The sequence below is a fragment of the Streptomyces sp. NPDC002680 genome (genome assembly GCF_042889145.1).
Classification (GTDB): domain Bacteria; phylum Actinomycetota; class Actinomycetes; order Streptomycetales; family Streptomycetaceae; genus Streptomyces; species Streptomyces adonidis.
Window position 1 is genome coordinate 73,129 of sequence record NZ_JBIAQP010000007.1, and the last position, 18,097, is coordinate 91,225.

General features: G+C 70.7%; 18 protein-coding genes. 13 read left to right on the forward strand and 5 right to left on the reverse strand.

What is annotated here, in order from left to right; all coding sequences use genetic code 11:
- The first annotated feature begins 16 nt into the window (after window positions 1–16).
- A complete protein-coding gene (locus ACFYXF_RS19415) occupies window positions 17–1,234 on the forward strand; it encodes a GNAT family N-acetyltransferase (protein WP_389350827.1) in 1,218 nt (405 codons plus the stop codon).
- Between the two features lie 129 nt (window positions 1,235–1,363).
- Complete coding sequence (locus ACFYXF_RS19420) at window positions 1,364–1,873, forward strand: hypothetical protein (RefSeq protein WP_389350828.1); 510 nt, start codon at window positions 1,364–1,366, stop codon at window positions 1,871–1,873.
- On the opposite strand, the gene ACFYXF_RS19425 is transcribed toward ACFYXF_RS19420, so the two are convergent.
- Window positions 1,870–2,028, reverse strand: coding sequence for a DUF397 domain-containing protein (locus tag ACFYXF_RS19425; RefSeq protein ID WP_389350829.1), 159 nt, complete (start codon window positions 2,026–2,028; stop codon window positions 1,870–1,872). The two genes, ACFYXF_RS19420 and ACFYXF_RS19425, sit on opposite strands and share 4 nt — an antisense overlap.
- A gap of 24 nt (window positions 2,029–2,052) precedes the next feature.
- Between ACFYXF_RS19425 and ACFYXF_RS19430 the strand changes: the two genes are divergently transcribed.
- Both ACFYXF_RS19430 and ACFYXF_RS19435 read left to right on the forward strand, forming a co-directional pair.
- Window positions 2,053–2,265, forward strand: coding sequence for a hypothetical protein (locus ACFYXF_RS19430; RefSeq protein ID WP_389350830.1), 213 nt, complete (start codon window positions 2,053–2,055; stop codon window positions 2,263–2,265).
- Complete coding sequence (locus tag ACFYXF_RS19435) at window positions 2,262–2,588, forward strand: antibiotic biosynthesis monooxygenase family protein (protein ID WP_389350831.1); 327 nt, start codon at window positions 2,262–2,264, stop codon at window positions 2,586–2,588. Before ACFYXF_RS19430 ends, ACFYXF_RS19435 begins: the two co-directional genes overlap by 4 nt.
- Window positions 2,589–2,640: 52 nt before the next feature.
- Here ACFYXF_RS19435 and ACFYXF_RS19440 read toward each other — a convergent pair whose 3' ends face one another.
- On the reverse strand, window positions 2,641–3,450 hold the full coding sequence (locus ACFYXF_RS19440) for an SAM-dependent methyltransferase (RefSeq protein ID WP_389350832.1): 810 nt from the start codon (window positions 3,448–3,450) through the stop codon (window positions 2,641–2,643).
- 155 nt (window positions 3,451–3,605) lie between these two features.
- Entirely contained in the window at window positions 3,606–5,228 is a 1,623-nt protein-coding gene (locus ACFYXF_RS19445; protein ID WP_389350833.1) for a M4 family metallopeptidase, read from the reverse strand.
- Window positions 5,229–5,387: 159 nt separating this feature from the next.
- Here ACFYXF_RS19445 and ACFYXF_RS19450 point away from each other — a divergent pair, with 159 nt between their 5' ends.
- The 8 genes from ACFYXF_RS19450 to ACFYXF_RS19485 all read left to right on the forward strand — a co-directional run bounded on the left by ACFYXF_RS19450 (window position 5,388) and on the right by ACFYXF_RS19485 (window position 13,527).
- Window positions 5,388–5,801 carry a gamma-glutamylcyclotransferase family protein gene (locus tag ACFYXF_RS19450; RefSeq protein ID WP_389350834.1) on the forward strand — a complete coding sequence of 138 codons (414 nt, stop codon included), beginning with the start codon at window positions 5,388–5,390 and terminating at the stop codon, window positions 5,799–5,801.
- 214 nt (window positions 5,802–6,015) lie between these two features.
- On the forward strand, window positions 6,016–6,963 hold the full coding sequence (locus ACFYXF_RS19455) for an SCO3242 family prenyltransferase (protein WP_389350835.1): 948 nt from the start codon (window positions 6,016–6,018) through the stop codon (window positions 6,961–6,963).
- 70 nt (window positions 6,964–7,033) lie between these two features.
- Entirely contained in the window at window positions 7,034–7,882 is an 849-nt protein-coding gene (locus ACFYXF_RS19460) for a sugar phosphate isomerase/epimerase family protein (RefSeq protein WP_389350836.1), read from the forward strand.
- Between the two features lie 116 nt (window positions 7,883–7,998).
- On the forward strand, window positions 7,999–8,697 hold the full coding sequence (locus ACFYXF_RS19465; protein WP_389350837.1) for an EboA domain-containing protein: 699 nt from the start codon (window positions 7,999–8,001) through the stop codon (window positions 8,695–8,697).
- A gap of 2 nt (window positions 8,698–8,699) precedes the next feature.
- Complete coding sequence (locus ACFYXF_RS19470; RefSeq protein ID WP_389350838.1) at window positions 8,700–9,554, forward strand: TatD family hydrolase; 855 nt, start codon at window positions 8,700–8,702, stop codon at window positions 9,552–9,554.
- A gap of 7 nt (window positions 9,555–9,561) precedes the next feature.
- Entirely contained in the window at window positions 9,562–10,728 is a 1,167-nt protein-coding gene (eboE, locus tag ACFYXF_RS19475) for a metabolite traffic protein EboE (RefSeq protein WP_389350839.1), read from the forward strand.
- Complete coding sequence (locus ACFYXF_RS19480) at window positions 10,725–12,326, forward strand: alkaline phosphatase family protein (protein WP_389350840.1); 1,602 nt, start codon at window positions 10,725–10,727, stop codon at window positions 12,324–12,326. Before eboE ends, ACFYXF_RS19480 begins: the two co-directional genes overlap by 4 nt.
- Window positions 12,319–13,527 carry a cytochrome P450 gene (locus tag ACFYXF_RS19485; protein ID WP_389350841.1) on the forward strand — a complete coding sequence of 403 codons (1,209 nt, stop codon included), beginning with the start codon at window positions 12,319–12,321 and terminating at the stop codon, window positions 13,525–13,527. The genes ACFYXF_RS19480 and ACFYXF_RS19485 overlap by 8 nt, the downstream gene beginning before the upstream one ends.
- Window positions 13,528–13,555: 28 nt before the next feature.
- Here ACFYXF_RS19485 and ACFYXF_RS19490 read toward each other — a convergent pair whose 3' ends face one another.
- Both ACFYXF_RS19490 and ACFYXF_RS19495 read right to left on the reverse strand, forming a co-directional pair.
- Window positions 13,556–15,874: a molybdopterin oxidoreductase family protein gene (locus ACFYXF_RS19490; RefSeq protein WP_389350842.1), complete on the reverse strand. Its 2,319-nt coding sequence runs from the start codon at window positions 15,872–15,874 to the stop codon at window positions 13,556–13,558.
- 306 nt (window positions 15,875–16,180) lie between these two features.
- A complete protein-coding gene (locus ACFYXF_RS19495) occupies window positions 16,181–16,855 on the reverse strand; it encodes a vancomycin high temperature exclusion protein (protein ID WP_389350843.1) in 675 nt (224 codons plus the stop codon).
- A gap of 351 nt (window positions 16,856–17,206) precedes the next feature.
- Between ACFYXF_RS19495 and ACFYXF_RS19500 the strand changes: the two genes are divergently transcribed.
- Window positions 17,207–18,052 carry a sirohydrochlorin chelatase gene (locus ACFYXF_RS19500; protein ID WP_389351203.1) on the forward strand — a complete coding sequence of 282 codons (846 nt, stop codon included), beginning with the start codon at window positions 17,207–17,209 and terminating at the stop codon, window positions 18,050–18,052.
- Window positions 18,053–18,097 lie beyond the last annotated feature (45 nt).

An 18,097-nucleotide genomic window follows, 5' to 3' on the forward strand; every position in this document is an offset into this window, starting at 1 on the left:
GGAGGCAGCGGTACCGATGGAGATCCGTCCCACGACCGATGAGGATCTCGACGTCTTCGTCGAGACAGTCCATGCCGCGTTCGGCCTCTTCCCGGAACCTCCGGTCGACGGCGGCGGGCGCTGGTGGTCGGCGATCGAATCGGACCGCTGCCTGCTCGCCGTGACGGCGGAGGGGCGGTCCGTAGGCACCGCCGCCACGTACCCCTTCGAGCTCACCCTGCCCGGTGAGATCCTCGTCCCGGTCCCCGGGGTGACCGCCGTCGGCGTTCTGCCCTCGCACCGGCGCCAGGGCGTGCTCACCGCGATGATGCGGCATCAGCTCGCCGAGCTGCGGGCCCGCGGGGAGTTCCTCTCCGTACTGCTGGCCTCCGAGGCCACGATCTACGGCAGGTTCGGCTACGGACCGGCGACCTACACGGCCCGTCTGACGGTGCCACGCCACAAGGCCGCCTTCACCGCTCCCCGGGCACACGCAGCGACCGACGCCCCGGCGACCGGCACGGTCGAGGTACTGCGCCGTGCCGAATGCGGCGAGATCCTGGAAGAGGTCTACGACCGTTACCGCCGCGCCCAGCCCGGCGCACTGTCCCGACCGCACCGCTGGTGGGCCCTGCGCGCGGGGCAGCCCCCGATCTCGCCGGCGCCGCGCTACATCGCCGTCCACCGGGACACCGACGGCGTCCCGGACGGGTACGCCAGCTACTCGCTCGAGTCCGGCACCCTGACGGTCGACGAGATCATCACCGCCGACGACGCCGTCTTCACGGCCCTGGCCCGGTTCGTACTCGGACACGACCTGGTCTCCCAGGTCGTGTTCAAGCAGGTCCCGCCTGATCACCCGCTGCGCTGGCAGCTCGCGGACCGCCGCGCCGGCGAGGTGAGCGGCGACATGGACTGGCTCTGGGTACGGCTGCTGGACGTCCCGCGTGCGCTGACCGCGCGCGGCTGGTTCACGGACGGCCAACTCGTCCTCGACGTCGACGACCCGTTCCTCGGCGAACACGGCCGCCACCTGCTGACCGTCCGGGACGGCAAGGCCGAATGCGTTCCCACGGACCGGGAACCCGACCTGTCCCTGGACATACGCGACCTGGGCTCCGTCTACCTCGGCGGCACCGCCCCGAGCACACTCGTACGCGCCGGACACATCCAGGCCCACCACCCGGGCGCGGCCACCCTCGCCGACACCCTCTTCCGCGCAGACCGCTCCCCGCACTGCCTGCACTGGTTCTGACGGTGCGTCGGCTACGAGGCCACAACGAGGGTGCAACGGGTGGGCGGCGACGCCGTGGCTCGACGCGGGGCGTGCCTACCATCCGGTGTACGGGGGTACACGTAGCGACCCCTCGGCGAGGGGGCCTCCGTGCAGTCGACCGTTTCGTGGCCGCTGATCCGACGTCTCGTCGGCGCACTGGCGGCCTGCGCCGCCCTGACCACGACCTCGGGGTGCACGGTCCCGATCGATGCGGTCGCCGGGATCTCGGTGAACGCCGACGGTGATCTGCTCGGCGTCATGATGGTCTGCGGGCATCACATCGACGGGGCGACTCTGTACGCGGCCGACTCCGACAGTGAAGCGGACCTCGGTTCATGGTCCGCCGCCCGCCCCCTCAAGGCCGGTCTCGCCACATGGTCCCTCGACGCCCCTGCCACCGGCTGGACGGCGACCACATCCCTCAAACCGCTCACCGCCAAGACGACTTACACCCTGTACGGCTGGACCGAGGACAATTCCTGGTCGTCGAGCAGCGTCTCGTTCACGACGGCCGACCGGGACGGGCTAACCCCGGGAACGGTCCGCTACGAGGGCGACGAATCCGCGGTCACCGTCCCGGTGGCGGAGTTCAAGGCGAGGGTGTGCGAGGACGGTTAGGAACGTTTCCCAGGTGGCGGGGGCCAGGTGGAGGGGGGTGTTGTCGGGGTCTTGGAGTCGCGTATCGCGATGGTGGTGGGGATGTTCGTGGCGACCTCGACGCACTCGGCCGCCTGGTCGCTGTAGCTGGACTTCCGGTACTCGAATTCAGTCACGGCTCACAGTTCCTTGCGCAGCTTGTGGAGGAACGAGACCGACTCCCGCTCGCTGAGGGAGCGTTCGGCGATCTTCCCGAACAGCTCATCGGCCGGGGACTCCTCATCGTCGGTGCCCTCTCCGACCGCTGGGGCGTCACCGAGCTGACCGTCGGCAAGCTCGTCTGGTGCGAGCTGGACGTCATACGAGTCCCCCTGCGAAACGCTGAGCGCCCTGCGGCAAGATGGGCCTCATGAGCATCGTAAAGATCAACGTACTCACGGTTCCCGAAGAGCAGCGCGAGACGCTGGAGAAGCGGTTCGCGTCGCGGGCCGGGGCCGTCGAGGGGTCGGACGGGTTCGAGTGGTTCGAGCTGCTTCGGCCCGTCGAGGGCACCGACAGCTACCTGGTGTACACGCGCTGGCGCAGTGAAGAGGACTTCCAGGCCTGGATGGCGGGCCCGATGCAGTCGGCGCACCGTCCTGCCGCCGCAGGAGGGGAGCAGCCCAAGCCCGCCGCCTCCGCCTCGACTCTCTGGTCGTTCGACGTGGTCCAGCAGGCCGCCCCCAAGCAGGGCTGAGCCCGTTGTCGGGGCGCGCCGAACCGCACTCGGCGCGCCCCGACAGCACAGGTCAGCGCTTGCGCCCCACCCCGCCGTGCTGGCCGATCGCCGGTGCCGCCACCCCGGACGCGCTCGGCTCCGGCCGCCACAGCGGTACCGAGACCACCCCCGGATCCACCAGGTCGAGCCCCTCGAAGTACGCCTCGATCTGCTCCACCGGCCGCAGGAAATACGGCACCGCGCCCGTCTCGTTGTACGCGTCCTGTGCCTGCTCGTAGGCCGGGTCCGTACCCCGTGAGCCCTCGTTCAGGGACAGGTAACTCCCCGACGGGAGGCCCGACATCAGGTCGCGGACGATTCCGCGGGCCGCGTCGTAGTCCGTCACGTGACCCAGGATGCCGCTCAGGATCAGGGCGGTCGGGCGGGTGAGGTCGAGGGTCTTCGCCGCCGCCTCCAGGATGCGCTCCGTGTCGTACAGGTCCGCGTCCACATAGTCCGTCGCGCCCTCGGGGGTCGACGTCAACAGGGCGCGGGCGTGGGTCAGGACCAGCGGGTCGTGGTCCACGTACACGATGCGCGCGTCGGGAGCGACCCCCTGCGCGACCTCGTGCGTGTTGTCGACCGTCGGCAGGCCGGTGCCGACGTCCAGGAACTGGCGGATGCCCGCCTCCCCGGCCAGATGGCGGATCGTCCGGCCCAGGAACGCGCGGCTGCTGCGCGCGATCGTGACGATGCCCGGGAACACGGCCGTGTACGCGTCACCGGCCGCCTCGTCCACGGGGTAGTTGTCCTTGCCGCCCAGCCAGTAGTTCCAGATACGGGCGGAATGCGGAACCGAGGTGTCGATCTTCTGTTCGGATCTCGGCTCGGATTCGGACATGGTGACATCGTCTCCTCGGTCGCAGCGGACGCGTTCGTGCAGGGTTCAACCTAAGGCCCAAGGTCAACGATACGTACTCCGCTTCGCCGAATCGACGAGCAACCGGACGGCCACCCCGGTGATCCGCCCGGAGTGGCCACCGTCACACCCCCTGCTCAGCCCACCGACACCGCACTCCAGGCCGCGCCCACCGTCGCGTACTCCGTGCTGCTCGCCCCGTACAGATCACGCGCCGCGTTCAGCGTCGCCGTGCGGGCGCCCGCGTAGTTCGTCGAGGACGTCATGTACGTCGTCAGCGCCTTGTACCAGATCGCGCCCAGCTTTGCCCGGCCGATGCCCGCGACCGAACTGCCGTTGCAGGTAGGGGAGTTGTAGCTGACGCCGTTCAGTGACTTCGCGCCGCTGCCCTCCGCCAGCAGATACGCGAAGTGGTTCGCGACGCCCGAGGAGTAGTGGACATCCAGGTTCCCGACGCTGGAACTCCAGCAGTTGACCGAGTTCCCGTCCTTCGACGGCTCGTCCATGTAACGCAGGGCCGAGCGGCCGAAGCCCGACTTCACGATCTTCTCGCCGATCAAGTAGTCCCCGAGATCAGTGGAGTTGGCCGCGTTGAACTCCACCAACGTGCCGAAGATGTCCGACGTGGCCTCGTTCAGGCCGCCCGGCTCACCCGAGTACGTCAGATCCGCCGTCGCCGAGGTCACGCCGTGCGTCATCTCGTGCCCGGCCACGTCCAGCGAGACCAGTGGACCGAACGTCGTACCGTCACCGTCGCCGTACGTCATGCAGAAGCAAGTGTCGTCCCAGAACGCGTTGTTGTAGCTGCTGCCGTAGTGCACACGGTTGAACGAGCCGACCCCGTCGCCCTTGATGCCGCTGCGCCCGAACGTGTCCTTGTAGTAGTCCCACGTCTCGTCGGTGCCGTACTGCGCGTCCACCGCCGCCGAGGCCCGGTCCGCCGTCGTCCCGGTGCCCCAGTGGTTGTCCGTGTCCGTGAAGAGCGTCGCGGGCGCACGGATGATGCAGATCCCGAGAATGCACAGGTCGGTGCCGTTCTCGGCGTCGCCCGTGTACGTGTTGCCGCGCGTCGCGTCCTTCAGCTGGTACGTCGATCCGGAGACCGTCGTCTCCAGCGGGACCGTGCCGCCGTACAGGGACTTCCCGTCGCCCGTCGCCGTCTCGATGCTGTCCCAGGCGTCGATCTGGGCGCCGGTCCTCGCGTCGGTCACCACGGTCCGGGCGACCGGGTTGCCGGCCGAGTCCTGTGCCACCGCGTTCGTCCGCCAGGCGAGCTTCGGGGTGCCGTGCAGGGCGTCAACCACCAGCTCCGGCTTGGTCGTTATCTTCTTCAGCAGCTCGCCCACGTTCACCGCGCGCAGCGCCGCCGTCGCCAGGTCCGCCGCCCTCGGGGCCGACACCGTCGGGCGGATCGTGGACAGGGATATCGGGCGGGTCGTGGCGCGGCTCGCGCCTCGGTAGGTGCCCTCGGGGGTCAGATGGATCACGAAGTCGCCGCCCAGGACCGGGAGTTGACGGTACGTCCGGTCGTAACGGACGTGCTGGCTGCCGTCCTTGTCGACGATGACGTCCCGAACTGTCGTGCCCTGTACGGAAGTCAGACCCAGGTGAGCGGCCTGGTCCACGAGTGCGGTGACCGCGTTCCTGATCGCGGTGTCCCGGGTCGGTCTGTCGGCCGCACCGGCGGTGGGGGAGAGCGCGGCGGCCAGGAGGGCGGCGGTGGTGGCGGCTACGCCGGCCGCGGCGAGACGGGAGGTCATCGGTCTCCTTGGGTGGGGGGACGAAGGCGGCGGTGATCGCCCAGGTTTAAGGGGCCATGACATGTCGTGTCCAGACCGCGTACGCCTTCACCTCGACTTATGGCGAGAATCGTTTCCCCATCCACACGAACGCCGTCCCCACGAATGAGAGAACGACCGGTGAGACTCCCCTTCTTCGTCTACGGCACCCTCCGCCCCGGCGAGCACAACCACGACCACTTCCTGCGCGGCCGTACGCAGTCGGAGCGTCCGGGACGGCTGGCGGACGCGGCCCTGTACGACGGGCCCGGTTACCCGTACGCCGTGCCGGAACCCGGCGGGGTCGTGCACGGCGAACTGGTCACCGCGCTGCCGGAGGCGTACGACGAACTGCTCGCCGTACTCGACGAGTTGGAGGAGTGCGTGCCGGGCGACCCGCGCAGCCTGTACGAGCGGGTGAAACACCCGGTGACACTGGACGCCGACGGGACCGCCGTGGACGCCTGGGTGTACGTCGCCGGTCCGGTCGTCGCCGCGCAGTTGCGGGCGGACGGCAGGCGCATCGAGGGCGGAGACTGGCACACGCGCCGCTGAAGGCAACGCGGCTGGTCCGCCCCCAACTGGCAACCCTTGTCAACAAGATTCAGTTGTCGCGTTCCTCACAAGGAACATCATCGGATCGGAGTATTAGCTTTCAAACAATTTCGGTAATGATTGGGCCATGAGTGACCGGAAAGCAATTCCCCACGCCGGTTCCAGACAACCCCTACAAAGTGCCAAGTTCCAACTACCCCCACTTTCCGACCTGGTGAGCCTGGTCCGGGCTCCGGCCGCGCTCAGTGTCCCCGGTGACATCCTGGCGGGCGCGACCGCGGCGGGCCGGCCCCTCGGCCCCAGGACAGCCGGCGCGATGGCTTCCTCCGTCTGTCTCTACTGGGCCGGCATGGCCCTCAACGACTACGCCGACGCCGCCGTCGACGCGGTCGAACGGCCCGCCCGTCCGGTGCCCTCCGGCCGGGTGCCGCGCCGGACCGCGCTGGCCGTCGCCACCGGTCTGACCGGCGCGGGCCTCGGCCTCGCGGCGGTGTCGGGCGGCCGGCGCGGACTCGCCGTCGCGCTGCCGCTGACGGCGCTGATATGGGCGTACGACCTGAAACTGAAGTCGACTCCGGCCGGCCCGGCGGCGATGGCGGGCGCCCGCGCGCTCGACGTGCTGGCGGGTGCGGTGGCGGGCGGCGGCAGCCCTCCGTCGCACGGCTCCCGTGGCACGCACGGCTCCCGTGGCGGCGGCACGGGCGGTGCGCTCGCTCGCGGCGCCCTCCCCGCACTCCTCACCGGAGTGCACACCTACACGATCACCGCTCTGAGCCGTCACGAGATCTCCGGTGCGCCGGCCCGGCTGCCCGCCACGACCCTGGCCGTGTCCTCGGCCACGGCGCTCTCGACGGTGCTGCCCTCCGTGCTCCCGGCGGTGCTGCCGCCCCGGCGCCCGCTGCCCCGCGCGACGGCCGCCCGAACCGCCGTCGCCTCCGCGGCGGTTCTCGCCTACCTGGGGACGTACGGCAGGGCCCAGGCGCAGGCCGTACGCGATCCAGGCGCGAGTTCGGTACGGCGTGCCGTGGGGGCGGGCATCCTCGCCATGGTCCCCCTCCAGGCGGCGCTCACGGCGCGCGCCGGAGCGCCGGTCGCCGCCGCACTCCTGGGTGCCGTGCACCCGGTGGCCCAGCGCCTGGCGAGACGGGTGTCCCCAACATGAGATCCGACATGAGATCCGATACGGGGCCCGACATGAGACCCGACTTGGGAAGTGTGACGAAGGGCGGGGCATGGGCCTGAGATTCGGCTACGGCACCAACGGCTTCACCCACCACCGACTCTCCGACATCCTCGGCATCCTCGCCGACCTGGGCTACGACGGCGTCGCCCTCACCCTCGACCACAACCACCTCGACCCGTACGCCGACGACCTGGACCACCAAGTCGCCCGCGTACAAGGACAGTTGGCGCGACTCGGACTGACGGTCACCGTCGAGACCGGGGCGCCCTACTTCCTCGACCCCTGGGGCAAGCACCAGCCGACCCTGATGTCCGGCGAACCGGACCGCCGTATCGACCTGTTGCGGCGCGCCGTCCGTATCGCCGCCGAACTCGGCTCGCCCACTGTCCAGTTGTGCAGCGGACCGGCTCCGGACGGCATTCCGGAGCCGGAGGCCTGGCGGCGGCTGGCCGCGGGTGTCGGGGCGGCGCTGGAGACGGCGGAGGCGTACGGGGTCGCGCTGGCCTTCGAACCCGAGCCGCACATGTTCGTCGACACCGTCGCGAAGTGTCTGCGGCTGCGCGAACTGACCGGCGGACACGAGCTGTTGGGCGTCACGCTGGACATCGGGCACGCGCACTGCGTGGAAGAGCAGTCGCTGCTCGACTGCGTCGACCTGGCCGCGCCGCAGCTGCTGAACGTCCAGATCGAGGACATGGTCCGCGGTGTCCACCGGCATCTGGAGTTCGGCGCGGGCGAGATCGACTTCCCGCCGGTACTGGCGGCGCTGACCGACCTCGGGCACCGCGGTCTGGTGTCCGTCGAGATCCAGGGCGGTGCTCTGGACGCCCCCGACATCGCCCGCAACTCCCTGGAGTTCCTGCGCCGGGCCGAATCCCGGACCCTGCTCGCCTCCTGAGCGTCCGCCCTTTCGCAATTCGTTCACGAGTATTTTGCGATCTCTTTTGCTCTGACGTTCTCCCGACCCCCTTTCTTTCTGTTCCTCTTCGCCCACTCCCATTCTGGAACGCCGTCATGCCCCTTTCCGGCCCAGCCCTCCATTCCTCCCTTCCCCTCACCCCCGAAGCCCGCGCCTGGCTCGACACCGCCCTGGCCGAGATCGCCGCCGCGCCCACCGCCATCCGCACCCTCTTCCCCGCCGTCCGCCGCCACTGCGGACGCGCCCCGCTGCCCGACGGCCGGACCGTCGACGAAGCCGTCCGCGCCCTCCTCCTGACCGCGCTGCCCCTGCGCGACCAGGCCCTCACCGACGAGGTGGGAGCGCTCCACCGCTACGGCGACCCCGCCGAACAACGCGCCGTCCTACGGGCGTTGCCCCAGCTCGACCGCGACGGCACCGGCCGGTTCCTGGACCTCGTACGGCAGACCCTGCGCGGCAACGACAACACGCTGATCGAGGCCGCCCTCGGCCCCTACGCGGCGGCCCACCTCCCGGCGGACGAATACCGCCAGGCCGTCCTGAAGTGCGTCTTCTGCGAGATCCCGCTCGCCCGCGTGGCCGGACTCGACGACCGCGCCGACGCCGAACTCGCCCGCATGCTCGGCGACTTCGCGCGTGAGCGGACGGCGGCCGGACGTCCCGTACCCGAGGACATCACCCCCCTGGTGCGCCCCTTCACCACCACCGGAACGACCACCACCGGAACGACCACCATCGGAACCACCAGCAGCGGAACAACGACCAGCGCGACCAGCACCCACGGAACCGAGTGATCATGCGCATCTTCGACCCTCACATCCACATGACCTCCCGCACCACCGACGACTACGAGGCCATGTACGCGGCAGGTGTCCGGGCAGTCGTCGAGCCCGCCTTCTGGCTCGGCCAGCCCCGTACCTCGCCCGACACCTTCTACGACTACTTCGACTCGCTGCTCGGCTGGGAGCCGTACCGGGCCGCCCAGTTCGGCATCCAGCACTTCTGCACGATCGCCCTCAACCCGAAGGAGGCGAACGACCCGCGCTGCCTCCCCGTCCTCGACGAGCTGCCCCGCTACCTCGCCAAGGACCGGGTCGTCGCCGTCGGCGAGATCGGCTACGACTCGATGACCAAGGAGGAGGACGAGGTCCTCGCCCGACAGCTCCAACTCGCCGTGGAACACGGCCTGCCCGCCCTCGTCCACACCCCGCACCGCGACAAGGCGGCCGGCACGCGCCGGACCCTGGACGTCGTACGGGAGTCGGGCATCGCCCCCGAACTCGTCGTCCTGGACCACCTGAACGAGCTGACGGTCGGCATGGTCCTCGACAGCGGCTGCTGGGCCGGATTCTCCGTCTATCCCAAGACGAAGATGAGCGAGGACCGCATGGTCCGCATCCTCCAGGAGCACGGCCTCGACCGTGTCATGGTCAACTCGGCGGCCGACTGGGGCAGTTCGGACCCCCTGAAGACACGCAAGACCGGAATAGCGATGCTCGCCGACGGCTTCTCGGCCGACGACGTCGACCGCGTCCTGTGGCGCAACCCCGTCGCCTTCTACGGTCAGAGCGGACGCCTCGACCTGGACGAGCCGAAGCCGGACGACACCTCGTCGTTCGAGGGCAACTCCATCCGGCGCGGGGGAGAGTGAACCGCCCGTGCGCTTCCGCCACCCCGACGGCACCCCCGTCCACCTCGCGTACTGCAGCAACGTCCACCAGGCCGAGGACCTCGCCGGAGTCGTCGCCCAGCTCGCCGCCTACGCCGAACCCGTACGGGAGCGGCTCGGCGTGGGCCGGCTCGGCATCGGCCTGTGGCTGGCCCGTACGGCCGTCACCGAACTGGCGGCAGATGAACGGGCGTTGAGGACGCTCCGAGCCGAACTGGCGGCGCGAGGGCTGGAGACGGTCACCCTCAACGCCTTCCCCTACGAGGGGTTCCACCGCGAGGTCGTCAAGAAGGACGTCTACCTCCCCGACTGGGCCGACCCGGCCCGCCTCGCGTACACCCTCGACTGCGCCCGTGTCCTCGCCGCCCTCCTCCCCGACGACGCCCGACGCGGCAGCGTCTCCACGCTCCCGCTCGCGTGGCGCATCCCGTGGGAGGACGAGCGCGCGGACACGGCCCGTCGCGCGCTGGACCAACTGGCCGCAGGGCTGGGGAAGTTGGAGTCGGAGACCGGCCGCCGTATCCGGGTCGGCTTCGAACCGGAGCCGGGGTGCGTCGTGGAGACCACCACCCAGGCGGTACGGGAGTTCGCGGACGTCGACCGTGACTATCTCGGCGTCTGCCTGGACGCCTGCCATCTCGCCGTCCAGTTCGAGGAGCCCGGGGACGCCCTCGGGAGGCTCGCCGAGGCCGGACTGCCGGTCGTCAAGCTCCAGGCGTCCTGCGCGGTCGAGGCCCCCGACCCGACCGACCCGCACGCCCTCGCCGCCCTGCGTGAACTGGCCGAACGACGGTTCCTGCACCAGACCCGAACGGTCGCCGAGGGCAAGGTAGTCGGCGTGGACGACCTGCCGGACGCCCTGGACGGCGACGGCCTTCCGGCAACCGGCTCCTCCACCCCCTGGCGCACCCACTTCCACGCCCCACTGCATGCCGAGCCCGCGCCGCCTCTCCGGACAACCACCGGCGCGCTCACGGGCACCCTCGCCGGCCTCCTGGGCGGCCCGACGGCGATCTGCGACCACATCGAGGTCGAGACCTATACCTGGACCGTCCTGCCCGACCCGCCCGCCGACCTCGCCGCCGGTATCGCCGCCGAACTCGCCTGGGCCCGCGACCGGTTGACCGGCCTGGGCCTCAAGGAGGACCACTCATGACCGAAACCCCGAACGCCGACCGAGACACCAACCGAAGCGCCAACCGACTCGTCGTCCTGGACATCGTCGGCCTCACCCCGGCCCTCCTCCGCCACATGCCCGCAGTAGCGGCCCTCGCCGACCGAGGCTTCAAAGCCCCCCTGGGCACGACACTCCCGGCCGTCACCTGCACCGCCCAGTCCACCTTCCTCACCGGCGAACTCCCCTCCACCCACGGCGCGGTGGCCAACGGCTGGTACTTCCGCGACCTCGGTGACGTCCTGTTGTGGCGGCAACACAACGCCCTCGTCGGCGGCGAGAAGATCTGGGACGCGGCCCGAAAGCAGGTGCCCGGCTACAAGGTCGCCAACATCTGCTGGTGGTACGCCATGGGCGCCGACGTCGACTGGACGGTGACCCCGCGCCCGATCTACTACTCCGACGGCCGCAAGGAACCCGACTGCTACACCTGGCCGCCCACCCTGCACGACGAACTCACCGAACGCCTGGGCCCGTTCCCCCTGTTCACCTACTGGGGCCCCAACGCCGGCATGCCCTCCACCCAGTGGATCCTGGGCGCCGCCCGCCAGGTCTTCGACGAGCACAGTCCCGACCTGACCCTGGTCTACATTCCGCAGATGGACTACGAACCCCAGCGCTCCGGCCCCCAGTCCGAGGCGTCGATCCGCGCCGCGCGCCAACTCGACGACGCCCTGCGCCCGTTGATCGACCACTTCCTCGCGGCGGGCGCCACGGTGGTCGCGCTCAGCGAGTACGGCATCACCCCGGTCTCCCGCCCCGTGGACATCAACAGGGCCCTGCGCAGCGCCGGGTTGCTGGAGGTGCACACCCAGGACGGCATGGAGTACCTCGACCCCTGGACCTCCCGCGCCTTCGCCGTCGCCGACCACCAGGTGGCGCACGTGTACGTACGGAATCCGGACGACGTACGCGGAGTCGCAAAACTCCTGGGTGAACTCGAAGGCGTGGACCAGGTGTTGGGCCCGGTCGGCAAGGCGGCCCACGGCCTGGACCACGAGCGCTCCGGAGAGCTGGTCGCGGTGGCGGACGCCGACGCCTGGTTCACGTACTACTACTGGCTCGACGACGACCGAGCCCCCGACTTCGCCCGCCAGGTCGAGATCCACCGCAAGCCCGGCTACGACCCCGCCGAACTCCTTTGGGACAACACGGTCCCCAACGTGAAACTACGCGCGGCAGGCCAACTGGCCCGCAAGAAACTGGGCTTCCGCTACCGCCTCCAAACGGTCCCCCTGAACCCCGAAGGCGTCCGGGGCAGCCACGGCCGCCTCCCGACCGACCCCGACCACGGCCCGGTACTGCTGTGCTCGGCGCCGGAACACGGCAGCGAGTCGATCGCGGCGACGGACGTCAAGGCCCTGCTGCTGAAGCTGGCGGGCCTGTCGCCGACGCCACCCACTGCGGCCGATGCCGCAGCCGCTGCTCCCGGCACAGCCACCGGCCAAGCCGCGCCCACCGCCGATGCCACGCCCACCGGCACTGCGGTTGCGCCCGCCGATGCCGCAGCCACGGATCAAGCCGCAGCCCCCGATCCCGCCGCAGCCCCCCACCCCGCCGGAGACACCGACCATGTCTGAGACCACGCTCCCCTCCGAGACGACCCTGCCCACCCTCCCCATGCGGCGCACCGCCCTGCTCGACCCGCCCGCCGAGTACGCCGTGCTGCGCGAGCAGGGCCGGATCAGCCGTATCGCCCTCTGGGGCGGCAACACGCCCTGGCTGGTCACCCGGCACGAGGACGCCCGTGCCGTCCTGGCCGACGCCCGCTTCAGCTCGTCGAACCGACGGGAAGGATTCCCCGGGCTTCAGCCGACCCCGCCGCCCCCCACCCCCGGCCAGCTCTTCGCCATGGACGCGCCCGACCACACCCGGCTGCGTCGCATGCTGATCCCCGACTTCACCTTCCGCCGTGCCGAGGAACTGCGGCCGTCCATCCAGCAGTTGACCGACCGACTCATCGACGACCTGGTGGCCAAGGGGCCCGACGTCGATCTGGTGGAGCAGTTCACCCTCCCGCTGCCGCTGCTCGTCATCTGCGAACTGCTCGGAGTGCCGTACGCGGACCGGGAGTTCATCCATCGGCACGCCGCCGCGTTCGCCACCGTGACCGACGGGCCCGAGGCGATGCGGGCGGGCTGGGGCGCGCTCTTCGGGTACCTGATGGAGCTGCTCGCCGCCAAGACCGCCGACCCCGGCGACGACCTGCTGAGCAGGCTCGCGACCGAGCGCGTGGCCACCGGCGAGGCAACTGCCGCCGAGGCGGCCGGACTTGCCGTGATGCTGCTCATCGCGGGTCATGAGACGACGGCGAGCATGCTGTCCCTAGGGGTGGTCACGTTGCTGTCCCACCCCGCCCAACTGGCAGCGCTGCGCGCCGATCCGGAGCTGGTGCCGGGCGCGGTCGAGGAACTCCTGCGCTATCTCACGGTCGTTCACATCGGGATACGGCGTATCGCCACGGAGGACGCCGAGATCGGCGGTGTCACGGTACGGGCGGGGGAGGGCGTAGTCATCGCGCTCCAGGCCGCGAACCGCGACCCCCGGACCTTCTCGGACCCGGACACCTTCGACATCACCCGGGACACCCAGCACCACCTCACCTTCAGCCACGGCCTGCACAACTGCCTCGGTCAGTCTCTCGCCCGCGCCGAACTCCAGATCGCCCTGCCCACGTTGTTCCGCCGCCTGCCGGGCCTGCGCCTGACGGCCCCGGCGGAGGTGAACGCCCACGAGGGGCGCGCGGTCCACGGAGTAAGCACGCTGCCGGTCACCTGGTAGTACCCGTAAACCGGGCCCCGGGCCGCCGCTAGCCTCGTACGGCAACCTCCAGCCGTACCGCGCACGCCTTGAACTCGGGCATCCGGGAGACCGGGTCGAGGGCCGGATTGGTCAGCGTGTTGGCCCGGCCCTCGCCCGGCCAGTGGAAGGGCATGAAGACGGTGTCGGGGCGGATCGCGGTCGTGATCCGCGCCGGCGCCACCGCCCGCCCACGCCGCGACACGACGGTGATGGCGTCCCCCTCCCCGGCCCCCAGTCGCGCGGCCAGCCGGGGATGCAGCTCCACGAACGGCCCGGGCGCGGCGGCGTTCAACTCGTCGACACGCCGCGTCTGGGCTCCCGACTGGTACTGCGCCACGACCCGCCCGGTGGTCAGCAGCACCGGATACTCGGCGTCCGGCTCCTCGGCGAGCGGCCGGTAGGCGACGGGCACGAACCGGGCCCGACCGTCGTCGGTCGCGAACCGGTCGAGGAAGAGCCGGGGGGAGCCGGGATGTACCGAGGCCGACGGCAGGTCGCTGCCGTGTTCAAGCGGGAGGCTGTCCTGCGCCGGCTGGCCGCCCTGCGCCGATTGGCCGCCCTGCGCTGGCTGATCGTCCTGCGTCGGCTGGCCGCCCTGCGACTGCCGGCCGTCCCGCGCCGATTGGCCGCCCTGCGCTGGCTGATCGTCCCGCGCTGGCTGATCGTCCCGCGTCGGCTGGCCGGCCTGCGCTGGCTGGTCGTCCTGTGTCGGCTGGTCGTCCTGCGCGGGGCACGGCCAGAAGACGCCGTTCTCCTCGGCGAGTCGCTGGTACGTGATCCCCGAGTAGTCGGCGATCCCGCCCGCGCTGGCCCGGCGCAACTCCTCGAAGACCTCCTCGGGTTCGACCGGGAACCCCTTCTCCACCCCCGCACGGGCGGCGAGTTGATGCAGGACGTACAGATCGCTCCGTACACCCTCCGGGGGAGTGACGGCCTGCCGGCGCAGCAGCACCCGCCCCTCCAGGTTGGTGGTCGTACCGGTCTCCTCGGCCCACTGCGTCACCGGCAGGACGACATCGGCGAGCGCGGCCGTCTCGGACAGCACGACATCCGCGACGGCGAGGAAGTCCAGTGATTCCAGGCGCTGTTGGATGTGCCCGGCCCGGGGCGCGGACACCACCGGGTTGGACCCCATCAGCAGCAGCGAGCGGATGCTCGTACCGAGCGAGTCGAGGAGTTCGTACGCGCTCAGCCCGGGCCCCGGCAGCGAGTCCGGGTCGACGCCCCACACACCGGCCACATGGCGCCGCGCGTCGGGGTCGGTCAGCTTGCGGTAGCCGGGCAACTGGTCGGCCTTCTGGCCGTGTTCACGTCCGCCCTGCCCGTTGCCCTGCCCGGTCAGACACCCGTATCCGGAGTACGGCCGCCCCGAACGTCCAGTGGCCAGGCACAGGTTGATCCACGCGTTGACCGTGTCCGTCCCCTTGGACTGCTGCTCGGGCCCACGCGCCGTGAGCACCATCGCGGTGGACGGCTCGCAGAACATCCGCACGGCGTCCCGGAGTTGGGGCACCGGCACCCCGGTGATCCGCTCCACGTACTCGGGCCAGTGGGCCATGGCGGCAGCCCGCGTCTCCTCCCACCCACTGGTCCGCTCCTCGATGAACGCCTCGTCGGTGCGCCCTTGCGAGACGACCAGGTGCAACAGGCCCAGGGCGAGGGCGAGATCGGTACCGGGACGCGGCGCGAGATGCAGATCGGCCTGCTCCGCGGTACGGGTCCGACGCGGATCGATGACGATCAACGTCCCCCCGTTCTCCTTGAGTTCGGTGAAGTAGCGGAGGGCGGGCGGCATGGTCTCGGCGAGATTCGATCCGACGAGGATGACGCACCCGGTCCTGGGGATGTCCTCCATGGGGAAGGGCAGCCCCCGGTCGAGCCCGAACGCCCTGTTCCCGGCAGCGGCGGCGGACGACATGCAGAAACGCCCGTTGTAGTCGATCTGGGAGGTCCCGAGAACGACCCGGGCGAACTTCCCGAGGGCGTAGGCCTTCTCGTTCGTCAGCCCGCCCCCGCCGAAGACACCGCACGCGTCCGGGCCATGCTCCGTACGCGTGCGGGTCAGTCCCTCGGCGACGCGGTCCAGCGCCTCTTCCCAGGTCGCGGGTACGAGGACGCCGTCCCGCCGGACGAGCGGCTCGGTCAGCCGCAGTGACGGTGACAGCAGAGCTGGGGCGGTGCGCCCCTTGCCGCACAGGGCGCCACGATTGACGGGAAAGTCGACGCGCTCGGAGACCGTGACGCCCCCGCCTGCTGCCGGCGTGAGGTTCATACCGCACTGCAGGGCGCAGTACGGGCAGTGCGTGGGCGTCACGGAGGTCTCCATCCCGCCAGCGTGCGACGCCGGTGTTACACCCCGGAACGCCCCCCGTTACACAGGGGGCACGGGGACCTCCCGGGAAGCGTGGGCGGGCGGTGAGGTCTTTCTCGCCCCCGCCGCCCCTACCCGTTCCCATCCCTGGGGGCTGCCGCCCCCAGACCCCCGCTACGGCCCTGAACGGGCCTTGTCCTCAAACGCCGGACGGGCTGGATGGTCAGCCCGTCCGGCGTTTGAGGACAAAGGGGGTTCGGGGGCAGCGCCCCCGAGGATGGGAACGGGTAGGGGCGGCGGGGGCGAGAACAACCCCCACGTTCACCCACCCCCCAACGCCCGCTCCACCCCCACCTCCACCGGCCCAAGAAACCGCGGATCAGGCTCGAACACCACATCCACCGCAGCCTTGCCCGCCGCGAAAATCTCCCGCACCCCGCCGTAGTACCACGTCACATCATGCCGATCCTCAACCCCGACCCCGTACGACTCCACCCCCGCCGCCTCGCACAACGCCACCGCCCGACGAATATGAAACCCCTGACTGATCAACACGGCCCGGTCCACCCCGAAGATCTTCTTCGCGCGGACACACGAGTCCCACGTGTCGAACCCGGCATAGTCGCTCACGATCCGCCCGTCCGGCACCCCGTGCCGTGTCAGATACCCCCGCATCGCATCCGGCTCGTCATAGTCCTCCCGGCTGTTGTCCCCGGTCACGAGCACCACCTTCACCCGCCCCGCCCGGTACAACTCCGCCGCCGCGTCCAACCGATGCGCGAGATACGGAGACGGCTCCCCGTCCCACAACCCGGCCCCGAAGACGACGGCGACATCGGTACGCGGCACGTCCGAGACACCCCGCAGCCGGTCACCCGTGGCGACGAACATCCATGTGGCCGGCAGCAACGCCACCACGCACCCGAGCATCACGGCCTGCACCAGCCTCCGCTGCCCGGTACGGGTGCGCGGCAGACGGGGTCTGCGGAGTCTCACGGGCGGTACCTCCAGGTCGGCCTACGACAGTCAGGGACGTGACGCGAGGCCCCACGGTTCACGCCAACGCACGTGATCGGCCTCACCTGCCCGACCGAATGCGCAGGTCAAGCCACCTCACAGTGACCCCCCGCCCCACCGTGAACCTGTGGAAAAGCATCGATATCTTCGCGCAACGGGGTGGCAACCTCCCCCCGCGACCATCGGTCCATGACGCCGTCGAACCCACCACACGACGAGTCCACCGCCACCTTCAGCCCGACCCCCAGCCAGACCGCCACGCCAAGCCCCACCCCCACCCCCGACGCCCACCCGCTCCCGGGAACCCACCTCGACAGTACGGCGCACCTCATGAACCGGATCAGCAGTCAGCTCGCCGGCCAGCTCAGCCTGGTGTCCCTCGCCGGCAGGCGCCGCCCCGAGCCGCCCGCGCTCGTCGTCGTGGCCCACGGCAGCCGTGACCCGCGCGCCCTGAGCACCGTACGCACCCTCCTCGACCAGGTCCGCGCCCTGCGCCCCGGCCTGCCGGTCCACCTCGGTCACATCGAGCTGAACGAGCCCCTCCTCCCCGACACGCTCGCCACCCTCGGCGACCGCGAGGCGATCCTCGTCCCGCTCCTCCTCAGCCGCGGCTACCACGTCAAGCGCGACATCCCCGAGATGGCCGCCGAATCACGGGTGCACGCGCGCGTCGCCCCCGCGCTGGGCCCGCACCCCCTCCTGGTGGACGCCCTGTACGCCCGCCTGGTCGAGGCGGGCTGGCCTGCGCGGACGGACCACGAGACCCGGCGGCAGAGCGCGGTCGTCCTGGCGGCAGCGGGCTCCCGGGACCCCGAGTCCAAGGTCGACACGGCCCGCACGGCCCAACTCCTCGCCGACTGCCTGGGCGTCCCGGTGATCCCCGCCTACGCCACGACAGCCACCCCGACGGTCCCGAACGCCATCAAGGCCTTGAAGGCGAGCGGCCGCACAAGGGTGGCCATCGCCTCCTACTTCACGGCCCCCGGCCGCTTCGCGACAGAGTGCGCGGAAACGGCCCCATGGATCGCGTCGGCCCCCCTGGGCACACACCCGGCCATGGCAAACCTCCTCCTACACCGCTACGACCAGGCATTGTCAACTCCGCTAAGGGGCGACTCCCTCAGGGGCGCGGGGAACTGCGCGACCAGCCCCCACCGGCCCGCACTCGCCGTATAACCACACCCGGCAGACGAAACGGCGCACCCGCCAGACAGGAACGCG

Coding starts and splice junctions, on each gene's coding strand:
- ACFYXF_RS19465 (WP_389350837.1), top strand. CDS start 7,999: ATGCCCCTTTCCGGCCCAGCCCTCCATTCCTCCCTTCCCCTCACCCCC.
- ACFYXF_RS19485 (WP_389350841.1), top strand. CDS start 12,319: ATGTCTGAGACCACGCTCCCCTCCGAGACGACCCTGCCCACCCTCCCC.
- ACFYXF_RS19445 (WP_389350833.1), bottom strand. CDS start 5,228: ATGACCTCCCGTCTCGCCGCGGCCGGCGTAGCCGCCACCACCGCCGCC.
- ACFYXF_RS19480 (WP_389350840.1), top strand. CDS start 10,725: ATGACCGAAACCCCGAACGCCGACCGAGACACCAACCGAAGCGCCAAC.
- ACFYXF_RS19500 (WP_389351203.1), top strand. CDS start 17,207: ATGAACCGGATCAGCAGTCAGCTCGCCGGCCAGCTCAGCCTGGTGTCC.
- ACFYXF_RS19460 (WP_389350836.1), top strand. CDS start 7,034: ATGGGCCTGAGATTCGGCTACGGCACCAACGGCTTCACCCACCACCGA.
- ACFYXF_RS19435 (WP_389350831.1), top strand. CDS start 2,262: ATGAGCATCGTAAAGATCAACGTACTCACGGTTCCCGAAGAGCAGCGC.
- ACFYXF_RS19415 (WP_389350827.1), top strand. CDS start 17: ATGGAGATCCGTCCCACGACCGATGAGGATCTCGACGTCTTCGTCGAG.
- ACFYXF_RS19470 (WP_389350838.1), top strand. CDS start 8,700: ATGCGCATCTTCGACCCTCACATCCACATGACCTCCCGCACCACCGAC.
- ACFYXF_RS19490 (WP_389350842.1), bottom strand. CDS start 15,874: ATGGAGACCTCCGTGACGCCCACGCACTGCCCGTACTGCGCCCTGCAG.
- ACFYXF_RS19440 (WP_389350832.1), bottom strand. CDS start 3,450: ATGTCCGAATCCGAGCCGAGATCCGAACAGAAGATCGACACCTCGGTT.